At 47.5% G+C, this 22,266-nt stretch carries 17 protein-coding genes, 10 tRNA genes and 3 rRNA genes; 1 reads left to right on the forward strand and 29 read right to left on the reverse strand.

Annotated elements, in window-relative coordinates; translation table 11 throughout:
- The 4 genes from hisB to MHH63_RS23370 all read right to left on the reverse strand — a co-directional run bounded on the left by hisB (position 1) and on the right by MHH63_RS23370 (position 3,870).
- Positions 1 to 609: an imidazoleglycerol-phosphate dehydratase HisB gene (gene hisB / locus MHH63_RS23355; RefSeq protein WP_036687073.1), complete on the reverse strand. Its 609-nt coding sequence runs from the start codon at positions 607 to 609 to the stop codon at positions 1 to 3.
- On the reverse strand, positions 596 to 1,906 hold the full coding sequence (gene hisD, locus MHH63_RS23360) for a histidinol dehydrogenase (RefSeq protein ID WP_341172157.1): 1,311 nt from the start codon (positions 1,904 to 1,906) through the stop codon (positions 596 to 598). Before hisD ends, hisB begins: the two co-directional genes overlap by 14 nt.
- A 38-nt stretch (positions 1,907 to 1,944) precedes the next feature.
- The gene (hisG, locus tag MHH63_RS23365) at positions 1,945 to 2,583 is read right to left on the reverse strand and encodes an ATP phosphoribosyltransferase (RefSeq protein WP_036687062.1); all 639 of its coding nucleotides are present in this window, start codon (positions 2,581 to 2,583) and stop codon (positions 1,945 to 1,947) included.
- Positions 2,584 to 2,652: 69 nt separating this feature from the next.
- Positions 2,653 to 3,870 (reverse strand): ATP phosphoribosyltransferase regulatory subunit, encoded by a 1,218-nt coding sequence (locus MHH63_RS23370; protein ID WP_341172158.1) that lies wholly within the window; start codon positions 3,868 to 3,870, stop codon positions 2,653 to 2,655.
- 280 nt (positions 3,871 to 4,150) lie between these two features.
- On the opposite strand from MHH63_RS23370, the gene gntK reads away from it, so the two are divergent.
- Positions 4,151 to 5,680 carry a gluconokinase gene (gntK, locus tag MHH63_RS23375; protein WP_076186889.1) on the forward strand — a complete coding sequence of 510 codons (1,530 nt, stop codon included), beginning with the start codon at positions 4,151 to 4,153 and terminating at the stop codon, positions 5,678 to 5,680.
- 70 nt (positions 5,681 to 5,750) lie between these two features.
- On the opposite strand, the gene MHH63_RS23380 is transcribed toward gntK, so the two are convergent.
- The 25 genes from MHH63_RS23380 to MHH63_RS23500 form a co-directional block, all read right to left on the reverse strand.
- Positions 5,751 to 6,908 (reverse strand): acyltransferase, encoded by a 1,158-nt coding sequence (locus MHH63_RS23380; protein WP_076224854.1) that lies wholly within the window; start codon positions 6,906 to 6,908, stop codon positions 5,751 to 5,753.
- A gap of 111 nt (positions 6,909 to 7,019) precedes the next feature.
- Positions 7,020 to 8,228: an acyltransferase gene (locus tag MHH63_RS23385; protein ID WP_076179137.1), complete on the reverse strand. Its 1,209-nt coding sequence runs from the start codon at positions 8,226 to 8,228 to the stop codon at positions 7,020 to 7,022.
- 299 nt (positions 8,229 to 8,527) lie between these two features.
- Positions 8,528 to 9,037, reverse strand: coding sequence for an acyltransferase (locus tag MHH63_RS23390; protein WP_170914218.1), 510 nt, complete (start codon positions 9,035 to 9,037; stop codon positions 8,528 to 8,530).
- The gene (gene ppaX / locus MHH63_RS23395) at positions 9,034 to 9,690 is read right to left on the reverse strand and encodes a pyrophosphatase PpaX (protein WP_076126829.1); all 657 of its coding nucleotides are present in this window, start codon (positions 9,688 to 9,690) and stop codon (positions 9,034 to 9,036) included. The genes MHH63_RS23390 and ppaX overlap by 4 nt, the downstream gene beginning before the upstream one ends.
- 5 nt (positions 9,691 to 9,695) lie before the next feature.
- Positions 9,696 to 10,727: a prolipoprotein diacylglyceryl transferase gene (gene lgt / locus MHH63_RS23400; RefSeq protein WP_076126827.1), complete on the reverse strand. Its 1,032-nt coding sequence runs from the start codon at positions 10,725 to 10,727 to the stop codon at positions 9,696 to 9,698.
- Between the two features lie 12 nt (positions 10,728 to 10,739).
- Positions 10,740 to 11,678 (reverse strand): HPr(Ser) kinase/phosphatase, encoded by a 939-nt coding sequence (gene hprK, locus MHH63_RS23405; RefSeq protein WP_036687047.1) that lies wholly within the window; start codon positions 11,676 to 11,678, stop codon positions 10,740 to 10,742.
- 210 nt (positions 11,679 to 11,888) lie between these two features.
- Positions 11,889 to 13,010 (reverse strand): ABC transporter ATP-binding protein, encoded by a 1,122-nt coding sequence (locus MHH63_RS23410; RefSeq protein WP_076126826.1) that lies wholly within the window; start codon positions 13,008 to 13,010, stop codon positions 11,889 to 11,891.
- A 111-nt stretch (positions 13,011 to 13,121) separates the two neighbouring features.
- Complete coding sequence (locus MHH63_RS23415) at positions 13,122 to 14,216, reverse strand: PucR family transcriptional regulator (protein ID WP_036687042.1); 1,095 nt, start codon at positions 14,214 to 14,216, stop codon at positions 13,122 to 13,124.
- 149 nt (positions 14,217 to 14,365) lie between these two features.
- Positions 14,366 to 14,438: transfer RNA gene (locus MHH63_RS23420), tRNA-Lys, on the reverse strand.
- A gap of 5 nt (positions 14,439 to 14,443) precedes the next feature.
- Positions 14,444 to 14,529, reverse strand: a tRNA-Tyr gene (locus MHH63_RS23425).
- Between the two features lie 8 nt (positions 14,530 to 14,537).
- A tRNA-Phe gene (locus MHH63_RS23430) sits at positions 14,538 to 14,610 on the reverse strand.
- A gap of 62 nt (positions 14,611 to 14,672) precedes the next feature.
- Positions 14,673 to 14,750 (reverse strand) — tRNA-Asp (locus tag MHH63_RS23435).
- 14 nt (positions 14,751 to 14,764) lie between these two features.
- Positions 14,765 to 14,840: transfer RNA gene (locus tag MHH63_RS23440), tRNA-Thr, on the reverse strand.
- A 31-nt stretch (positions 14,841 to 14,871) separates the two neighbouring features.
- A tRNA-Val gene (locus tag MHH63_RS23445) sits at positions 14,872 to 14,947 on the reverse strand.
- 8 nt (positions 14,948 to 14,955) lie between these two features.
- Positions 14,956 to 15,032 (reverse strand) — tRNA-Met (locus tag MHH63_RS23450).
- Positions 15,033 to 15,062: 30 nt separating this feature from the next.
- A tRNA-Ser gene (locus MHH63_RS23455) sits at positions 15,063 to 15,154 on the reverse strand.
- Between the two features lie 82 nt (positions 15,155 to 15,236).
- A 23S ribosomal RNA gene (locus tag MHH63_RS23460) occupies positions 15,237 to 18,163 on the reverse strand.
- Positions 18,164 to 18,302: 139 nt separating this feature from the next.
- Positions 18,303 to 18,378, reverse strand: a tRNA-Ala gene (locus MHH63_RS23465).
- 24 nt (positions 18,379 to 18,402) lie between these two features.
- Positions 18,403 to 18,479, reverse strand: a tRNA-Ile gene (locus MHH63_RS23470).
- Positions 18,480 to 18,525: 46 nt separating this feature from the next.
- Positions 18,526 to 18,642 (reverse strand): 5S ribosomal RNA (gene rrf / locus MHH63_RS23475).
- A 124-nt stretch (positions 18,643 to 18,766) separates the two neighbouring features.
- Positions 18,767 to 20,324: ribosomal RNA gene (locus tag MHH63_RS23480) — 16S ribosomal RNA — on the reverse strand.
- The 16S, 23S and 5S rRNA genes sit together here with 10 tRNA genes alongside, the layout of an rRNA operon.
- Positions 20,325 to 20,626: 302 nt before the next feature.
- Positions 20,627 to 20,884, reverse strand: a complete 258-nt coding sequence (locus MHH63_RS23485) for a pro-sigmaK processing inhibitor BofA family protein (protein WP_370510561.1) — start codon at positions 20,882 to 20,884, stop codon at positions 20,627 to 20,629.
- A 42-nt stretch (positions 20,885 to 20,926) separates the two neighbouring features.
- On the reverse strand, positions 20,927 to 21,178 hold the full coding sequence (locus MHH63_RS23490; protein ID WP_076187197.1) for a DUF2508 family protein: 252 nt from the start codon (positions 21,176 to 21,178) through the stop codon (positions 20,927 to 20,929).
- Between the two features lie 137 nt (positions 21,179 to 21,315).
- Entirely contained in the window at positions 21,316 to 21,915 is a 600-nt protein-coding gene (recR, locus tag MHH63_RS23495) for a recombination mediator RecR (protein ID WP_036679922.1), read from the reverse strand.
- A 38-nt stretch (positions 21,916 to 21,953) separates the two neighbouring features.
- Positions 21,954 to 22,265, reverse strand: a complete 312-nt coding sequence (locus MHH63_RS23500; protein WP_036679924.1) for a YbaB/EbfC family nucleoid-associated protein — start codon at positions 22,263 to 22,265, stop codon at positions 21,954 to 21,956.
- Between the last annotated feature and the right edge of the window lies 1 nt (position 22,266).

The raw sequence follows: 22,266 nt of genomic DNA on the forward strand, positions 1-22,266 counted from the left end.
CTACAGCACTCCCTTCGTAGAAGGCACACCCTTCACACGGGGATCAATCAAAGTTGCCTCATCCAGCGCCCGTCCAAGCGCTTTGAATACAGCCTCAATCATGTGGTGTGTGTTAGAACCGTAGTGTACGATAACATGTAACGTAATCCGTGCTTCGAGCGCGAACTTCCACAGGAACTCCTGAACAAGCTCCGTCGAAAAGCTGCCCACCTGCTGTGAAGGATAGGTTGCACGATATTCAAAGTGCGGGCGATTGCTGATATCGATCACAACCTGCGCCAACGCCTCATCCATCGGTACAAAAACACTCGCATAACGTTTGATTCCTTTTTTATCACCCAGTGCTTCGTGCAGTGCCTGCCCTAGGCAGATCCCAATGTCTTCAACCGTGTGGTGGTCATCAATCTCGATGTCTCCACGCGCCTGTACAGACAGGTCAAATTGTCCGTGCTTCGTGAACAGATCCAACATATGATTCAGAAAAGGAACATCCGTCTCCAGCTCTGAAACTCCACTTCCATCTACGTTAAGAGACAACTTTATATCCGTCTCGTTTGTTTTACGGCTTAATCCAGCTTGGCGCAGGGCCTGTTCGTTATTGTTCTCCATATCCGTCTCCACCTTTTCCTTCGTTCTTGAGTCGAATCTCAATGGCTCGTGCGTGGCCTTCTAAGCCTTCGCGACGTGCCAGCTCTATAATGGTCTTCCCATCACGCAAGAGTGCTTCCTTACTGTAATAGATCAGACTTGATTTTTTAATAAAATCATCCACATCCACTGGTGACGAGAAACGTGCGGTCCCATTGGTTGGGATAATATGATTTGGCCCGGCAAAATAATCACCCACGGGCTCGGAGCTATACGCTCCCAGGAAGATGGCTCCAGCATTCTCAATGCTGCCTACGAGGCCCATAGGATCTTCGACAACAATCTCCAGATGCTCTGGTGCCAGTCTATTCACTACGGAGATCCCTTCCTCCATAGATTCCACAACAATGATCGCGCCGTAATTCTCTACCGAAGAACGGGCGATCACCTGACGCGGCAGCTCTTGCAGCTGACGCTCCACTTCGGCCGCCACGTTATCCGCCAGGCTCTGCGATGGCGTGACCAGAATCGCCGAGGCCATCTCGTCATGCTCGGCCTGCGAAAGTAGATCCGCTGCGACATAAGCCGGCTCAGCGGTCTCATCTGCCAGCACGACAATTTCGCTTGGACCCGCGATACTGTCGATATCCACGGCGCCATATACCTCGCGTTTAGCCAGCGCAACGTATATGTTGCCGGGCCCACATATTTTATCTACCGGCGCTATGCTCTCCGTACCAAAAGCCAAAGCAGCTACCGCCTGTGCTCCGCCCACACGGTAGATTTCATTCACACCTGCTTCTGCGGCAGCAACCAGGATATAAGGGTCAATCCCTTCCTTGCCGCCGGTGGATGGCGGAGTCACCATGACGATCTCCGGCACACCCGCGATCTGTGCTGGGATCACGTTCATCAGCACCGAGGAGGGATAAGCTGCTTTGCCACCAGGTACATATACCCCTACCCGCTTCAGCGGACGAATAATCTGCCCCAGAATCGTGCCATCCGGCTGCAAATCCATCCATGAATTCCGTTTCTGTCTGGCATGGAACGCCCGGATATTGGCTGCAGCTGCTTGAATGGCAGATACGAAAGATTGCTCTACTCGGCCATACGCTGCCTGAAGCTCTTCCGGCGTTACCCGCAGTTGATTCGGCGTAAGTGCAACCCGGTCAAATTGCTCCGTATAGCGAAGAAGCGCTGTGTCTCCTTCTTTTTTAATGGCGGCCACAATTTCCTTTACCGCCTGATTTTGCTCTGGCGTACCATACTCCACTTCCCGCTCTAGCTTAAAGTCCTTGCTCGACACAACCTTCATCGCTGGTTCCTCCCTTTACCCCTAACATCTGTTGCCGCCTACCGCAAATTAGGTTGCCCTATAACTGCCTGTAGTCGGTCACACAGTTGCTGTATCTCTTCATTTTTCATCCGATAGCTCACACGATTCGCCACCAGGCGGCTTGTAATTTCGAATATACTCTTCATTTCGATTAATCCGTTGTCCCGCAGCGTTTGCCCGGTCTCTACCATATCCACAATACGATCGGCCAGACCAATCAGTGGTGCAAGCTCGATGGATCCATTTAGCTTCACTACCTCGACCTGTTGGCCCTGCTCCCTAAAATACCTTGAAGCTACATTCGGATATTTCGTCGCTACACGCTGCTGAATTCCCGGCTGCCAGTTCGGCAATCCGATGATCGACATCCGGCAGCGGGCAATGCCAAGATCAAGCAGCTCGTATACATCACGATCTTCCTCCAGCAAAACATCCTTGCCCACGATCCCAATATCCGCCACGCCATATTCTACATATGTAGGTACATCTACTGGTTTCGCCAATATAAACTCCATCCCTGCCTCAGGCAGCGGAATAACAAGCTTGCGTGATGCCTCACCGTCCGGTGGAATCGGAAGACCTGCCTGGCGGAACAGCTCAGCAGCCTTTTCGTAAATCCGGCCTTTTGGCATAGCCACCTTCAATATCTGTGCCATTGTTAAGTTGCCTCCTTTTCCATCTCCATGCAAAATTTATGTTAATCGCTTTTTGTACTAGCGATATCCTCAGCCATGCTCACTTACAAAAGATACGAATGTATAGATCTCACCGTACCGTACACCCTCTTCTTCAACCGTGTCCGTATCCAAACGCTTCACCGTTTCAAGCTCTTCTGGACCTGCAGCAAGTCTAGTAACGACTGCATGACCCTCTGACCGCAGGCGTGTTGCCTCTTCCAAGCCTTCTTTTCTGCGAATCGCATCATATTGGATCAAAATAGGCAGCTCTTGCTCTTCGACCACTCCAGTTACACCATCCAAGATGCGATTCGTTTTTAAGGAAAATCCTGTGGATGGGATCGGACGCCCAAACTGTTGCAGCAGATTGTCATATCTACCACCACTGCATACCGGAAATCCTAACTCCGCTGCATAACCTTCAAAAGTCATGCCTGTATAATAGGAAAAGTCCCCGATCATCGTCAGATCAATCAGTACATGCTGTGATACGCCGTAAGAGACCAGCACCTCCCACACCTTGCACAAATGATCAATCGAATGACGCGCGAGCGGATGATTGCTCAGCTCTAGCGCCTGTCCACAAATCTCCTTGCCTCCGCGCAGACGCAGCAGCCCATCCAGTTCGTTCTTCTGCGCTTCTGTAAGATCCAGCCGCCGTAAAGTCTCCCGGAAAGAAACATAGTCACGGCCCAGCAAATGACTTTTCAGCTCCTCTTGAGCCTCGGGCAGTTCAGGAAGTACCTCTTGAAATAACCCATTCAGAAAGCCTACATGCCCCATAGCGATCTTAAAAGACTTCACACCCGCGGCTTGCAGCGAAGAAATAGCAAGCGCCACTACCTCCGCATCGGCCTCAGGTGAATCATCACCTACCAGCTCTACACCTGTCTGGAAGAACTCCGCTTCCCGCCCCGCTTCTTCCTCAATGGCACGGAATACATTCGCGTGATATGACAGACGCAATGGCAGTGGCTCATCCTTCAATAGAGAGGCAACAACACGGGCAACCGGGGCAGTCATTTCTGATCGAAGCACCAAAGCCTGACCACGATTGTTAAGTAATTTATAGAGCTTCTGGTCCGACGTAGAGCTAGCCACGCCAACTGTATCGTAATATTCCAACGTTGGAGTCATCATTTGCTGATATCCCCAGCGACTCATGCAATGCAGTACATCATTCTCAATTTTGCGCAATTTCGTTACGGCCCGGGGCAGATAGTCCCGAACGCCAGACGGCTTCTCAAATCCCTTTGGTTTGGACATCTTCATTGTTCACCTCGTCAGTTATCATTAGATACTGTTTATGTTTACTTTACTATGGTAAAGTGGTAGCAAATTAAAGTATTTTCAATATCGTATCATGTTCACTGCTTTTTCGTCAATCAAACCCTTAGTCGAGCGTTTGGCATTTTCTTTATTTTTGCCTCCCCGCTTATCGAATACTATAATGAGCTAATACGATTGTACTTCATAATTTTGTAATTGGTGTTCTAAAAATATACTTTCACCTAGAAAGAAGGGCTAACGCTTGACTAAATCCTATATGATTGGCGTTGATATTGGTACTACAAGTACAAAGGCAGTTCTCTTCGAGGAGAATGGAGCCATAGTTGCACAAGCGAATATGGGTTATCCCTTGCATCAACCCTCCCCTTCTATAGCGGAGCAGGACCCAGAGCAAATCCTACGTGCAGTCTTTCATACCCTCTCTAATGTCATGCGGCAAAGCGCCGTAACTCCAGATAAGATCCTATTCGTCTCCTTCAGTTCAGCCATGCACAGTGTCATTGCAATTGATCAGCTGGGTAAACCACTTACTGCCTGCATCACTTGGGCTGACAACCGTAGTGCCGGATCTGCACTTCGCCTGAAGAACGAGTTCAACGGACATGAGTTGTATTTGCGCACAGGAACGCCTATTCATCCTATGTCACCGATTACCAAGCTAATGTGGCTTCGGGAAGAGCAGCCTCAGTTGTTTCAACAAACCTATAAATTCATTTCTATAAAAGAATACATATTCGCTCGGCTGTTCGGCGAATACATCATCGATCATTCCATTGCCTCTTCTACAGGCATGCTCAACCTTGAACTTTTGGAGTGGGATAAAGAGGCCCTGGAGATAGCCCATATTTCACCAGATCAACTCTCACGGCTTGTTCCCACCACAGAGATCATGCAAGGCCTGCTTCCCGGTCTAGCAGAGGAGCTGTTACTGCTCCCCACGACACCTTTTGTCGTAGGAGCCAGTGATGGCGTCTTGTCCAACCTTGGCGTAGGCGCGATTAAACCCGGTGTAGTGGCTGCTACGATTGGAACAAGCGGAGCGATTCGCACCGTAGTGGATCACCCGCTTACCGACCCTAAAGGACGGACCTTCTGTTATAACTTAACCCCAAAACATTGGGTGATCGGAGGGCCCGTTAATAACGGCGGTATGTTGTTCCGCTGGGTACGGGATGAGTTCGCTGCTTCTGAAGTCGAAACCGCCAAACGTCTTGGCATTGACCCTTACGAGGTTCTAACGCGCATCGCGGAACAAGTTCCGGCAGGTAGCGGTGGTCTTCTGTTCCATCCTTACTTAACTGGTGAACGGGCACCGCTGTGGAATCCTGATGCTCGTGGCTCCTTCTTCGGCCTTTCTATGAATCACCATAAGGAGCATATGATTCGCTCGGTACTAGAAGGCGTAATCTTCAATATGTATATGGTTCTGCTGGCTATGGAAGAGCAAATCGGGCGTCCTAGCAAAATTTTGGCTACAGGCGGCTTCGCCCGCTCCTCAGTCTGGCGGCAGATGATGTCTGATATTTTTGATCAAGAGGTCATCATTCCGGAGAGTATCGAAAGCTCCTGCCTCGGAGCAGTAGTGCTTGGTCTTTACGCAACGGGCCGTGTGGACTCCTTCGATGTTGTATTCGACATGATCGGTTCAACTTACCAGCATGATCCGATTGATGAACATACCAAAGTGTACAAGCAGCTGCTGCCGATTTATATTTCCGTCTACCGTAGTCTGGAAAGCCAGTATCAAGCTATTGCGGAGTTTCAGCGGGAACAAGCTGGAGAATAGACAAAATATAAAAGCGCCGGTCAACCCGCATATACGGGAGACCGGCGCTTTTATATTACCTAGCAGTAGACTATGCGCTTATGGAGCCTGTTTTTGCTTTCTTTGGTGCGCCTGATCCGAAAATAATCCAAGACGCAGGCACATACCGGAAGACGAGAGCCACTGCCAGCCATGAAACCAGCAGCGCAACAAGCCATCCTCCTACAATCGCTGCGATGTACGCAAGAGAACCCCCGTGAAACGGTAATTTTCTATAGAAATACAGCAGCAGAGGGTGCAATAGATAAATTCCGAAGGAGCATGCTCCCACAGATACCAAAAGTCTTGTCAGCAAGCTACGACCCGCCCCATAGAGCAAGAAGGAGATTTGCAACAGCACCACACAAGAGAGCAGCGCATGTAAATTAGAGAAACCCTCATACCATAAGCTGTTGATGACAGTTTTTTTCGTGTAATTGTTAAACCATAGCTCAACATGAACAACCCCTGCTACAATCCATAACAACCACAACGTAATCCAAACCGGACCTTTACCGGCGCGCCAGCCTTCACGTGAAGGCACTAACCATTTTTTCAAAGAAGAGTAATACACTGCAATCCCAGCACCCAGCAGGAAATACGAGAAATAAGTGATCGCCAGACTCCCCTTGGATAACTGCCAATACCCGTGATTGGTCATGTATTTATTCAGCAGCACAAAACCCCACTGTAGTAATAACCCGATCAGTGGCGCCCAAGCCGCCAGATGACGAACCTTTTGCAAACACCACAAAATAAGCGGAAATAACACGTAAAACTGAATAATGATAATAATATAATACAGATGCGTATATGCCGTTCCTGTCCATAAATACTTCCATAGCTTAGAAGCCATCTCCCCCGGAGGTAAGCCCCAAGTATTCCCGGCATTCATTTTTAACGCAAAATACAGCAGTGAAAATACTACATAAGGCACAATAATATAAAGCAGCCTTCTAGTGTAGAACTTTCCTAGCGTTTTGCCACCCAGCGGACGGTCAATATAGTTATAGAAGAGCACGAACCCACTCAAAAATATGAATGAAGGTACGGCGAACTGGCTGAATTTATTAATAAATAAGAACGGATGAAACATGTTTGTACCTAGTGTCTCCGCCAACGTTCGTGAAGTAGCATGAATAGCCAGCACTGCAAAAATAGCAATCGCCCGAAAAATATCCAGCTGCGGAATTCTTTCTTTTTGTCTCATAATCTTTCCTCCTGTTAAGCTCCGCATCGAAATGATGCCTTTTTAATCAAATATTATGAAGGCTACTTCCCCACGTTTTAGCGTGTGCGTGTATCAGACCTTCTTCTAACGCTATTTCTCCTGCTGCACGAACCCCTTTGCCCGTTCCTCAGAGATATAACCTGACTTTTCCTCCGGACTGGATTCCAAAGAGCGAGGCACGCTTCCAAAAATAATCCATGAACCCGGAACTCGCCGGAAAGCAAACTGCACAATAAGCCAGCTCCCTCCCAGTGCGACCACAAGCCCTCCGTAGATGAACAAAACATATGTTAGCGACTCTAGGGGAATCTGATATCGGAACCTGCGATATACCGCCAGCAATAGCGGATGAATCAAATATATCGCAAATGAGAGTTCACCCAAACGTGTTAAAAAAGCAACAATCCCGCGAGAGGCCTTACGATAGATCAGGAATGTAGCATACAACAGAACCAATGCTGATAACATCGTATGGACATTCCATAATAGCTCGTACCACAGCGAATCCGTCCACACCCCAAAATGGCGGGCCACATACCATAGCTGCACATGGATAAAGGCTGCAATTAACCACCCGCTCACTAACAGGGCAGTCCATCCTTTTTGCTTGGCAGTTAGCCCCCTCCATGGCTTCATCAGCCAAGTCTTCACCTTCTCAAAGTGAATTGCGATATAAGCACCCATCATATAATAAGCCAGATAAGAGATCGCCAGGCTCCCTTTTTCAACAATGTGCAGTTCGTATTTATTCCAGAAAATAAACCCCCACTGAAGTGCCAATCCGAGCGGAACCGCCCATTTAATTAAAAAGCGGGAACTCTGGAGTAGCTTAAGCAGTACTGGAAAAAGCAAATAAAACTGAATGCTGATAAATACAAAATACAAATGCGCATATGCGGAACCTGAGAATAACGCTCTAATAAAGCTGTACAGGTTGCCACCGAGGTTCTGGGTCAATCGTCCGTTCACATATAAGGTTAGTGCGTAATAGCCCATAGAGGCTAGCAGATAAGGTAATAAAATATACTTTAATCGACGACGGTAGAAATTAATAATCAAGCTGCGTGTCACAGGACGCCCATAATAATTATAAAACAATACAAAGCTGCTCAGAAAAATAAATGAGGGCGTACCGAATTTAAAGAAAATGTTGATCCAATTCAGCCAGTAATAATAAGGGGAATGCAGTGCCTGCTCTCCAGCGGCAAAAGATGAGGAATGCACATGCAATACGCCTAAGATCGCTAATGCTCTGAAAATATCCAGCTGGGGCAGCCTTTCCTGTCTCGCAGTGTTCATATTATATTCCTCTTCTCTACTATGATGGTTGTTCATAGAGACGCTAAGCGGAATGTGGAAACTGAAAATACCAGGAAGCCTGCACCTGCTGATTTTACATTCTGATATTTGAAGCTGAATGCCTAGCGTGGGATTCGCCTTATCCTTATCACTAACGCTAATTATATCGAATGTATCTGTTCTAAAAACTTAAGAAGAACTTAAAGTTTCCTTAATAATCTTCTCTAAGACGCAAGAAACCCTGCAGAACCTGCGCTAAAAAAACGCAATATGTAACTGCAGGGTTAAAAAAGCATCGTTTACACTTGTTCCGCATGTTCTTCCGTTGAAGAGGGGCGCAGCTCTCGCAGAGGATTGCCTCCGACAAAAGAGCCAGCCGCCACATTTTTGTGCACCACGGAGCCAGCAGCTATAACTGCCCAATCTCCAATGGTTACACCGGGAAGAATCGTTGTATTCGCGCCGATCAATACATTTTCACCGATCACCACTTCGCCCAGGCGATATTCCTTGATCAGATACTCATGCGCCAGAATCGTCGTGTTATAACCAATAATAGAATTCTCACCTACCGTTATTTTCTCCGGAAAAAACACATCCACCATTGCCATAAGACCAAAAGCCGTGTGTTTACCAACCTTCATCCCCAGCATCCGTCGATAGATCCAATTCTTTAACGGTAGAATCGGACAATAGCGGGCAATCTGAATAAAAATAAAGTTGCGGACACCCTTCCAAGGGCTGACCGTACGGTAAATATACCAAAGTGAGTTATGACCTTCTACTGGATAACGGGTTACGTTTCTCACGATTCATTCGTTCCTCGCTCCATAATTTCTATAATATCCTTCATGTTATGGATGATAAAGTCCGGATCATACTTGCGGAGCGTATCCTCGCCCTTCAAAGACCAAGATACTCCAGCAGCGTATACACCGGCAGCTTTGGCTGATTGAATATCAACTGCACTGTCACCTATCATTAAGGTTTTGCGAGGATCAACACCAAGGTTGTGGACCGCTGTCAGTACGGGCTCCGGATGTGGCTTTGGTTCAGTAACATCGTTCACAGTCACAATCGTATCCATGTACTTAAGTAAATCGAACCTTTCCAGGGTCTTGATCGTTGTTGGACGGATCTTAGTAGTTACAATCCCAAGTTTGATCCCACGACGCGAGAGCTCCTCAATGGTCTCCTTTACAAGCGGAAAGGAACGCACTAACTCATCATGATGCTCATTATTATAAGAACGATAGGACTTTTCTAACGTACCATTTACATCCTCTAGTCCAGAGAATACTCTCATCTGTTGCTGAAGGGTTGTTCCCATATGCGGAATTATCTCTTCTCTGGTCAGTGGAGCCAGACCATTGTCCTTCAGCGCGTACATAAATGAACTAATGATTAGCTCATTCGTATCGACAATCGTTCCATCCAGATCAAAAAGAACGCATTCTATCATAAGTTTTACTGCTCCTTCTTATCTCCATCCGCTGGCTGTCCTTGCTCAGGTTGTGTTCCTTGACGAGTTTTCTGCGGTGTATTTACTGCGCTTTCTGGCACTACAGTATCTGCTTGGATCGGTTTAGTACATACGATAGGGTCAGAATAATGTGCTTTAGGCTCTCCGGTTACTCTGCGAATAACGATCAGCAATATAGCTGCCACAATAATCAGTAGAGAAAGCAGCTGAGAAATACGAATATTACCATAGGCAGGATCCAGATATCCTTGTTCAAAACCTAACCATTCCATCGGACTCCATAAGCCGTTTATAAACGAAGCCAGTCCTGCACTTCCGTTAAAAGCTAAACTGTCAGTACGCACAGCCTCGATGAAGAACCGACCGATGGAATACCATATAAAGTAAGACATGAAGATTTCTCCAGCACGTACAAACTTCTGACGACGGAGAACCATCAATAACGCAATCCCTAGTAAGCTCCAAAGAGATTCATACAGGAAGGTCGGATGATGAAAAGCATCTCCTATGTACATTTGATTAACGATGAAGTCAGGTAAATGCAGTTTATCCCGTAAAAAAGATTCCTCAACTACGCTGCCGTATGCCTCTTGGTTGACAAAGTTTCCCCAGCGGCCAATCATTTGACCCGCCAGTAGTCCAGGTGCACAAATATCAACAATACGCCAGAAAGGGTAACCCTTATAACGGAAATAAATAATTCCGCAAATAATCGCTCCTATTAATGCGCCGTAAATGGCGATGCCGCCATTCCAGATCTTAAAGACGTCTATCAGATTATGCTTATAATCGTCCCATTTAAAAGCTACAAAATAAATCCGTGCCCCTATAATTGCCGAGGGTACACCCAGTAGCAGCATATCCATAAAGAATTCTTGCGGGATTCCGAACCGTTTGCCCTCGCGGATCGCAAGAAATAATCCCGCGAGTGCACCGACCCCTAGTATTAACCCGTACCAGTGTACAGGTAGTGATCCAATTGAGAATACAATAGGATCTATTGCTAATGGGAACATTGTCTCACACTCCTAATCGAGATCGTCCATATCCTCAGATATGGTCGCAGTTAACTTATTCGTAAACTGCAGGGCTGCATTAAAGCCCATTTGCTTCAGGCGATAGTTCATCGCAGCAACCTCAATAATAACGGCAAGGTTACGTCCTGGACGTACAGGAATGGTTACAAGTGGAACATCGGTATCAATAATCCGCGTTGTTTCCTCATCAAGTCCAAGCCGGTCATACTGCTTGTCTTGCTGCCAAGCCTCTAATCTAACGACAAGTGTAATCCGTTTATGATTACGGATAGCACCCGCACCAAAAAGTGTCATTACGTTAATGATACCTACTCCGCGAATTTCCAACAAGTGACGGATCAACTCAGGGGCTGTACCATGCAGCTGGTTATCTGAAGTCTGGCGGATTTCCACGGCATCATCAGCGATCAGTCTATGTCCACGTTTTACAAGTTCAAGGGCTGTCTCACTCTTACCAATACCACTACTACCAGTAATCAGCATACCTACACCATATACATCACAGAGTACACCATGAATCGTTGCTGTAGGGGCTAATCTCCCTTCTAAGAAGCTCGTCAAACGGCTGGAGAAAATAGTCGTAGCCATCGAGCTACGAAGCACAGGAAGTCCCTTTTCATTACTTATATCAATTAACTCCTGTGGCACATCCAAACTACGGGTAATTACGATACAAGGGGTATTGTCATTACAGATTCCACGAAGCCTACTTTTACGTTCAGCTTCAGGTAGCATGGAGAAGAATGCGAGTTCTGTCTTACCTAATAGTTGAACACGTTCTTCCGGATAATATTCGAAATAACCAGCAATCTCTAGTCCAGGGCGATTCAGGTCATCGACCGTAATAGGTCGTTTTAGACCTTCCTGGCCGGAAATAACCTCTAATTGAAAATGTTGTACCAATTCAGATACTTTTACTTTCTTAGCCATGTAAATTCGTCCTTTCGTCACCTGCGGTATATGTCCGCTTACTGCGTCCGGTTGACAGCGATCTCATTACAATTCCGGAGGTAATTCTCCTGCTATCTTAATTGATAACGCTTGTGAATGCAATCTTAACGCCTATCCATTACGACCCTAATTAAACAATAAAGCCACCCTTTCGGGTGGCTTTATCAAGAGAGAAAAGATCCTGCGATCTTATCCCAACAGAATGTTAACTTCGGATTCTTTATCGAAGAAGTGAACTTTGTTCATATCGATAGCCAGTTTTGGCTTGCTGCCTTCGCGAGTAGTGGAACGTCCATCTACACGAGCGATTACAGTAGATTTACCAAGGCCGCTCAAGTAAAGGAGCATTTCGTGACCAAGGTTTTCAGTTACATCAACCAATGAAGTAAAGATTGTGTTCGGGGAAGCTTCCAAGAATACTGGCTCTTCATGGATATCTTCTGGACGAACGCCCATAATTACTTCTTTGCCAATGTAGCCTTTGCTGCGGATGATTTGAGCTTTTCCGCCTGGTACTTCAACATCAAGGTTCTCAGCGCGGAAACGGATAGAACCGTTTGCTTCGGACAAAGTACCATTGATAAAGTTCATTGTAGGGGATCCGATAAATCCAGCTACGAACAGGTTAGTTGGTTCATTGTACAACTCTTCAGGGGAAGCAGCTTGTTGAATGATACCATCATACATAACTACGATACGGTCACCCATTGTCATAGCTTCTGTTTGGTCATGCGTTACGTAGATACAAGTGGTTTCAAGGCGTTTAACCAGTTTAGTGATTTCAGCGCGCATTTGACCACGAAGTTTAGCATCCAAGTTGGAAAGAGGCTCATCCATCAAGAAGACTTGTGGATCACGTACGATAGCGCGTCCCAAAGCGACACGTTGGCGTTGACCACCGGAAAGTGCTTTTGGTTTACGATCTAGCAAATGCTCGATATCGAGAATTCTAGCAGCTTCACGTACTTTCTTGTCGATTTCATCTTTCTTCACTTTACGAAGTTTCAAACCGAAAGCCATGTTTTGGTATACGCTCATATGCGGATACAGGGCGTAGGATTGGAATACCATCGCGATATCGCGGTCTTTAGGTGCAACGTCGTTGACTACACGATCGCCAATGTACATTTTACCTTCGGAGATTTCTTCCAGACCAGCGATCATACGCAAAGTTGTGGATTTACCGCAACCGGATGGTCCAACCAATACTAGAAATTCCTTATCTTTAATATCAAGATTGATATCCATTACTGTTGCTTTATCTGAACCCGGGTATTTTTTGAAAATATGCTCTAAACGTACGCCTGCCATTGTATTTCCCCCTCGAGTTAATTATTGATTAATTGAAAAATTCTTTTTTCCTTGTACATTTATATTACCCTAGACGGGACACGGTGACTATTTGTAACGTTCACAAAAAACCTATTTCCTTTTCGTCACTTTATACAAAAGCATAGTAAGCTTCACAATAGCAGCGTCCCCAAAGCTACGCACATCGGCACCCGTCTCCTGTTTTATCTTGTCCAGACGGTATAAAAGCGTGTTGCGATGAATATATAACTTCTTGGCTGTTTCACTTACATTACAATCCATCTCAAAAAACGTCTCCAGGGTCATCAGCATCTCTTTATCCGATAATACGGAAGAATAGTCGCCAATCTGTCCAAGTAACTGTTTACGCCGTGCATCAGGAATGCTGTTAACCAAACGTTCCAAATGCAGCTCCCAAGGTAAATGAATATATTCACCCACTTGGAAAATACGTCCGAGTACAATAGTCTCCCTCAGCAAGGCCACGGATCCCGTCAATCCCTTAACAGGAACGATAGCCGGAGCTACAGCCAAATGGAATACACCTACCCATTCGCTAGCTATCAGTTCGTGCAAGCCCATACTGGTCTGAGCCAGAATTTCATCTACACTCTCTTCTTCCTCATCCTTATCATCTCCGCCCGTGAGTAGTTCCTTCCGGGCCAATATTAACCATTCTTTTTCTTGAAGAGGTATAAGCAGAATTTCATTCTCAAAATAGCTGCGCAGCAGCTTCATTAAGGAACGATAAGTGATCTGCGGGCTATGTGCATTCTCACTGCTAAGTAGGAATGGAACCATATCTCCGAATAAACGTCCCTTTAGAGCCATCTCATCGGGTATCTCAGAGTCATTTTTCTCTTGCTCCAGTTCGGTGTTCAACCAGGTACCCAGCTGCCGAGCCTCCGCTTCCCCTTCTTCTCTAACCCCAGTAGCTTTTAGTGCAATTGCAAAGTTTCGAACTGCATAATTCACTAATTGTATTTCCAAAGAGTTAAGTCCATCCAATTCCACCCAGACAGCGGTTACACGTCCATCAGTCTCATATAATGGTGCCCAAAGATGACCTTCATGGATTACCGGCTGTTCTTGTGCTTCCAATCCCAGGCTAAAAAGAGAAGCTGAATGTTGCCTCCCTAACTGCTTGATTCCGGTTTTCTTTCCGGTGAGCTGCTCTAACTTTTTTCGCAATGTTTCGCTATCCATAGTCACCATACTCCACCACTTTTGCTCTTTTCGCCTATTTTAGCATATTCTCTAATATTATGTTAATCACTACAGCAGCGCGCTACTATAATACGACATAAAAACACAAAAAAAGCCACCACCCTAAGGTGATGACTTTCTGTTTGGGATGAGCCATGAAGGACTCGAACCTTCGACACCCTGATTAAAAGTCAGGTGCTCTACCAACTGAGCTAATGGCTCATAAATGGTGGGGGATGATGGATTCGAACCACCGAACACGTACGTGAGCAGATTTACAGTCTGATGCGTTTGGCCACTTCGCTAATCCCCCAAAAAAGGTGGCTCGGGACGGAATCGAACCGCCGACACGAGGATTTTCAGTCCTCTGCTCTACCGACTGAGCTACCGAGCCATAAGATTACATGACAATTAAGCGGAAAAGTCTTACACTTCCCACTCATTTTGTGGAAAAAATGGCGGAACCGACGGGATTCGAACCCGCGGTCTCCTGCGTGACAGGCAGGCATGTTAGGCCAACTACACCACGGTTCCGCATTAATTAAAAATGGTGCCGGCGAGAGGACTTGAACCCCCAACCTACTGATTACAAGTCAGTTGCTCTACCAGTTGAGCTACACCGGCACGGTGTAAAAGCAATTCTAAAAGATGAAAATGGTGGAGGCTGAGGGGATCGAACCCCCGACCCTCTGCTTGTAAGGCAGATGCTCTCCCAGCTGAGCTAAGCCTCCAGGTATTATGGTAGCGGCGAAGGGGATCGAACCCCCGACCTCACGGGTATGAACCGTACGCTCTAGCCAGCTGAGCTACACCGCCACAATAATTAGTATTGCTATGGATTGAAAATGGCGGAGAGAGTGGGATTCGAACCCACGCACCGCTTACGCAGTCTAACCCCTTAGCAGAGGGTCCCCTTATAGCCACTTGGGTATCTCTCCAAACGATATCAGTACCACAGCAATCCAAACAGGAATTTGACTCCCTGAAAACTGAATCCGAAACGAATCTGCATTCTACGTATAGGATAAGCCCTCGACCGATTAGTATTGGTCAGCTCCATGCATTGCTGCACTTCCACCTCCAACCTATCTACCTCGTCGTCTTCAAGGGGTCTTACTAATTGGGAAATCTCATCTTGAGGGGGGCTTCACGCTTAGATGCTTTCAGCGCTTATCCCGTCCGTACGTAGCTACCCAGCCATGCTCCTGGCGGAACAACTGGTGCACCAGCGGTACGTCCATCCCGGTCCTCTCGTACTAAGGACAGCTCCTCTCAAATTTCCTGCGCCCACGACAGATAGGGACCGAACTGTCTCACGACGTTCTGAACCCAGCTCGCGTACCGCTTTAATGGGCGAACAGCCCAACCCTTGGGACCTACTTCAGCCCCAGGATGCGATGAGCCGACATCGAGGTGCCAAACCTCCCCGTCGATGTGGACTCTTGGGGGAGATAAGCCTGTTATCCCCAGGGTAGCTTTTATCCGTTGAGCGATGGCCCTTCCATGCGGTACCACCGGATCACTAAGTCCGACTTTCGTCCCTGCTCGACTTGTAGGTCTCGCAGTCAAGCTCCCTTATGCCTTTGCACTCTGCGAATGATTTCCAACCATTCTGAGGGAACCTTGGAACGCCTCCGTTACTCTTTAGGAGGCGACCGCCCCAGTCAAACTGCCCGCCTGACACGGTCCCCGTACCCGATAAGGGCACTAGGTTAGAACCTAGATACGATCAGGGTGGTATCCCAACGGCGCCTCCACCGAAGCTTGCGCTCCGATTTCTACGGCTCCCACCTATCCTGTACAGATCGTACCCAAATTCAATATCAAGCTGCAGTAAAGCTCCATGGGGTCTTTCCGTCTTGTCGCGGGTAACCTGCATCTTCACAGGTATTAAAATTTCACCGGATCTCTCGTTGAGACAGCGCCCAAGTCGTTACGCCATTCGTGCGGGTCAGAATTTACCTGACAAGGAATTTCGCTACCTTAGGACCGTTATAGTTACGGCCGCCGTTTACTGGGGCTTCGGTTCATAGCTTCGGGTTACCCCTAACCACTCCCCTTAACCTTCCAGCACCGGGCAGGCGTCAGCCCGTATACTTCGCCTTGCGGCTTCGCACAGACCTGTGTTTTTGCTAAACAGTCGCTTGGGCCTTTTCACTGCGGCCCCCTCGTGCTATTCACACTACCGGGGCACCCCTTCTCCCGAAGTTACGGGGTCATTTTGCCGAGTTCCTTAACGAGAGTTCTTCCGCGCGCCTTAGAATTCTCTTCTCGCCTACCTGTGTCGGTTTGCGGTACGGGCACCTTCTCCTGGCTAGAGGCTTTTCTTGGCAGTGTGAGATCATGACCTTCGCTACTATAATTTTCGCTCCCCATCACAGCCCAGCCTTAACGATGTGCGGATTTGCCTACACATCAGCCTCACTGCTTAGACGGACATCCATCAGTCCGCGTCACTACCCTCCTGCGTCACCCCATCGCTCATAGCGGATTACGGTGGTACAGTAATTTCAAACTGTTGTCCTTCGACTACGCCTTTCGGCCTCGCCTTAGGTCCCGACTTACCCTGAGCGGACGAGCCTTCCTCAGGAAACCTTGGGCTTTCGGCGGATCAGATTCTCACTGATCTTTTCGTTACTCATACCGGCATTCTCACTTGTGTAGTGTCCAGCGCTCTTTTCAGTACACCTTCAACCCCTACACAACGCTCCCCTACCCCAGATACATACGTATCTAGCCATAGCTTCGGTGGTGTGTTTAGCCCCGTTACATTTTCGGCGCAGAGTCACTCGACCAGTGAGCTATTACGCACTCTTTCAATGGTGGCTGCTTCTAAGCCAACATCCTGGTTGTCTGTGCAACTCCACATCCTTTCCCACTTAACACACACTTGGGGACCTTAGCTGATGGTCTGGGCTGTTTCCCTTTTGACAATGGATCTTAGCACTCACTGTCTGACTCCCGGCAATAAGTATATGGCATTCGGAGTTTGACTGAGCTTGGTAATCCTTGCGGACCCCGCACCCAATCAGTGCTCTACCTCCACTACTCTTATACCGAGGCTAGCCCTAAAGCTATTTCGGGGAGAACCAGCTATCTCCGAGTTCGATTGGAATTTCTCCGCTACCCCCACCTCATCCCCGCACTTTTCAACGTACGTGGGTTCGGGCCTCCAGTGCGTGTTACCGCACCTTCACCCTGGACAGGGGTAGATCACACGGTTTCGGGTCTACGTCCACATACTCATTCGCCCTATTCAGACTCGCTTTCGCTGCGGCTCCACCTTCTCGGCTTAACCTTGCATGTTAAACGTAACTCGCCGGTTCATTCTACAAAAGGCACGCCATCACCCATTAATAGGGCTCTGACTTTTTGTAAGCACACGGTTTCAGGTTCTATTTCACTCCCCTTCCGGGGTGCTTTTCACCTTTCCCTCACGGTACTGTTTCACTATCGGTCGCCAGGTAGTATTTAGCCTTAGCAGATGGTCCTGCTGGATTCATACGGGGTTTCACGTGCCCCGCACTACTCGGGATCCGTCTCGGAGAGAATACAGTTTAGGTTACAGGGCTTTTACCTCTATCGCGGGCCTTTCCAGACCTCTTCACCTACCATATTCCTTTGTAACTCCATGTGAGACGTCCCACAACCCCTAAGAGCAAGCTCTTAGGTTTAGGCTGTTCCGCGTTCGCTCGCCGCTACTGACGGAATCACTATTGTTTTCTCTTCCTCAGGGTACTTAGATGTTTCAGTTCCCCTGGTCTGCCTCTACATTTCCTATGTATTCAGAAATGAGTAACTGCGAATTACCACAGCTGGGTTTCCCCATTCGGACACCCCCGGATCAAAGCTTGCTTACAGCTCCCCGAGGCAGTTTCGTTGTTCGCCACGTCCTTCGTCGGCTCCTGGCGCCTAGGCATCCTCCGTGTGCTCTTATTAGCTTAACCTTGATTCTTCCGAAGAAAAATCTCACTAATAACATTTACTTGTTTACACAAGTTGCTAAAAGATGTTCTAAAACGCAAATTCGTTTCGGTATCCAGTTTTCAAGGATCAAGTTGAAAAAGTTATTCATTTAAAAATTTATGGTGGAGCCAAGCGGGATCGAACCGCTGACCTCCTGCTTGCAAGGCAGGCGCTCTCCCAGCTGAGCTATGGCCCCATAAAATTACTCTATAATGTTATATGGTGGGCCTTGGTGGACTCGAACCACCGACCTCACCCTTATCAGAGGTGCGCTCTAACCAACTGAGCTAAAAGCCCATATAACATATATAACATTGTGAATCAACCAATGAATTGGTTGTCCGCTTGGCAACGTCCTACTCTCCCAGGACCCTTCGGTCCAAGTACCATCGGCGCTGGAGGGCTTAACGGTCGTGTTCGGGATGGGTACGTGTGGAACCCCTCCGCTATCGCCACCAAACGCATACGAAAGAGACTTGCTCTTTCAAAACTGAACACGAGTGAGTGTTCGAACCCGAAGGTTCTATTGTGGAAGCTGAGCTTCCGATTTGAATGTCCTCATTGCAGAGAACGATTCTCCATAGAAAGGAGGTGATCCAGCCGCACCTTCCGATACGGCTACCTTGTTACGACTTCACCCCAATCATCTACCCCACCTTCGGCGGCTGGCTCCCTTGCGGGTTACCCCACCGACTTCGGGTGTTGTAAACTCTCGTGGTGTGACGGGCGGTGTGTACAAGACCCGGGAACGTATTCACCGCGGCATGCTGATCCGCGATTACTAGCAATTCCGACTTCATGCAGGCGAGTTGCAGCCTGCAATCCGAACTGAGACCGGCTTTGATGGGATTGGCTCCACCTCGCGGCTTCGCTTCCCGTTGTACCGGCCATTGTAGTACGTGTGTAGCCCAGGTCATAAGGGGCATGATGATTTGACGTCATCCCCACCTTCCTCCGGTTTGTCACCGGCAGTCACTCTAGAGTGCCCAACATTACTTGCTGGCAACTAAAGTTAAGGGTTGCGCTCGTTGCGGGACTTAACCCAACATCTCACGACACGAGCTGACGACAACCATGCACCACCTGTCTCCTCTGTCCCGAAGGCCGCTGCTATCTCTAGCAGATTCAGAGGGATGTCAAGACCTGGTAAGGTTCTTCGCGTTGCTTCGAATTAAACCACATACTCCACTGCTTGTGCGGGTCCCCGTCAATTCCTTTGAGTTTCAGTCTTGCGACCGTACTCCCCAGGCGGAGTGCTTACTGTGTTAACTTCGGCACCAAGGGTATCGAAACCCCTAACACCTAGCACTCATCGTTTACGGCGTGGACTACCAGGGTATCTAATCCTGTTTGCTCCCCACGCTTTCGCGCCTCAGCGTCAGTTACAGCCCAGAAAGTCGCCTTCGCCACTGGTGTTCCTCCACATATCTACGCATTTCACCGCTACACGTGGAATTCCACTTTCCTCTTCTGTACTCAAGCCACCCAGTTTCCAGTGCGACCTCAGGTTGAGCCCAAGGTTTAAACACCAGACTTAAATAGCCGCCTGCGCGCGCTTTACGCCCAATAATTCCGGACAACGCTTGCCCCCTACGTATTACCGCGGCTGCTGGCACGTAGTTAGCCGGGGCTTTCTTCTCAGGTACCGTCACTCCGGTAGCAGTTACTCTACCGGACGTTCTTCCCTGGCAACAGAGCTTTACGATCCGAAAACCTTCATCACTCACGCGGCGTTGCTCCGTCAGGCTTTCGCCCATTGCGGAAGATTCCCTACTGCTGCCTCCCGTAGGAGTCTGGGCCGTGTCTCAGTCCCAGTGTGGCCGTTCACCCTCTCAGGTCGGCTACGCATCGTCGCCTTGGTGGGCCGTTACCCCACCAACTAGCTAATGCGCCGCAGGCCCATCCCTCAGTGACAGATTGCTCCGTCTTTCATTCTTCTCTCAGGAGAAAAAAGAAATTATCCGGTATTAGCTACCGTTTCCGGTAGTTATCCCAGTCTGAAGGGCAGGTTGCCTACGTGTTACTCACCCGTCCGCCGCTAAGTTATTTTGAAAGCAAGCTTTCAAAATAACTCCGCTCGACTTGCATGTATTAGGCACGCCGCCAGCGTTCGTCCTGAGCCAGGATCAAACTCTCCAATTAGTATTGAAAAGAGCGATATGCTCATTTTGAAACATCTGACGAGAAAATTAATTCTCTAATTTTGGATTTCACTTACGTGATTTCCTACTCACTCGTTGTTCAGTTTTCAAAGATCAATGTCTCATCTTTCGTCGTCGTTGCTTGTCAGCAGCGACCTTTATAATATATCACAGCGCCTTTGTTTTCGTCAAGCATTTTTTTAATTTCTTTTTTCGCTTGACCATTTCAGCAAGTTGTTAATCAACAGCTTGTCCAAACGGGCGAGACTTAATGTATCATATTTTTCAAAGCCACGTCAAGCATTAAAATAAAATTATTCTTAATCCGAGCAACATAACCACGCCAGGAAGCCCAAGAACCGTTACTGCGCCTATAGTTGCAGGGTTTAAAGGGATATACACCTGCGTGAGCAAACCTGAGAAGTTCACTACATATATCCCGAGTGCAGCCAATACCAAATGAACCCCAAATAAACTTAGCCACCCAAAACCCAGCTTTTTTCTAAATACAACTAAACCTAATAAGATAACGGATAATATCAATACGCCCATAGCTATCATTCTAAGCATGTAGATCCCCCTTATACATTTATTTATAAGCCCTTATATTTGACTGCTGTTCAACCCCAAGCTTTTTGCATGTTTGAGATGTATCTGATATTTACGTTCTGCAGCCTCCAAAATATATATCGCGTAATCTATCTGATCCTGTCCCAACGCCTCGTCGAACATCAAGTACGCCCTCTCCCACTCTGAATGCGCCTTACGGACCTCTAAGAGGGTTTCCCATCCCTCACTTTCCTTTTCGCCTTGTTCCTTATCCACTCCCCACCACAGCTCTCTCCACCATCCCATTTCAATTCCTCCTCAGAATAATTTTGATGCAAAATACACATCTCGTTATTCTCATTCATATCGGGATAGGGACAAACTTAGAACAAAAAAAAGGAAACCCGAGGGCTTCCTTTTTGAAAAATACCACTATAGAGCTGCTAGAATAGCTCGCGACGGCCTTCCAACGCTTTGGACAAAGTAACTTCATCAGCGTATTCAAGATCGCCACCTACAGGCAAGCCATGAGCTATCCTGGTGATTTTAATCTCAAACGGCCGAACAAGACGAGAAATGTACATCGCCGTTGCTTCTCCCTCAATGTTGGGGTTAGTCGCCATTATAAGCTCGCTTACTCTCTCATCACTCAGACGGGTCAATAATTCTTTCAGGCGAATATCATCAGGGCCGATACCTTCCATAGGTGAAATAGCACCCTGAAGAACATGGTAATATCCATTAAACTCCTTGGTTCGTTCTATAGCCACCAAATCCTTAGAGTCTTGAATCACACATATCACTGAAGGATCTCTAGTTTTGTCCTGACATATCTTACATGGGTCCGTATCCGTAATATTACAGCAGACCGAGCAATAGTGAAGATTGCGTTTGACGCTTACTAGCGCTTTTGCAAAATCAATGACTTCATCCTCTTTCATGTTAAGCACATGAAAAGCTAACCGGGCGGCTGTCTTCGGTCCAATCCCGGGCAAACGCGTAAAAGCATCGATCAGCTTAGCTAGCGGTTCGGGATAATACAAATTAATAATTCTCCTTTAGACTGAAGTGGAGTGGGCTATTAGAACAAGCCTGGGATCTTCATTCCACCAGTGAATTTACCCATGTCATTGTTAGCAAGCTCTTCAGCTTGAGTCAATGCATCATTTACAGCAGTGATTACAAGATCTTGCAGCATTTCAACATCTTCCGGATCAACGGCTTCCGGTTTAATTTGAATAGACAGCAATTTTTTGTGGCCGTTTACTTGAACAGTAACTACGCCGCCACCTGATGAACCCTCAATAACCTTGCCTCCGAGTTCCTCTTGAGCTTTAAGCATTTGCTCCTGCATTTTCTTAACTTGCTTCATCATTTGGTTCATATTATTCATA

Source organism: Paenibacillus sp. FSL H3-0310 (genome assembly GCF_038002785.1).
Taxonomy (GTDB): Bacteria; Bacillota; Bacilli; order Paenibacillales; family Paenibacillaceae; genus Paenibacillus_AQ; species Paenibacillus_AQ odorifer.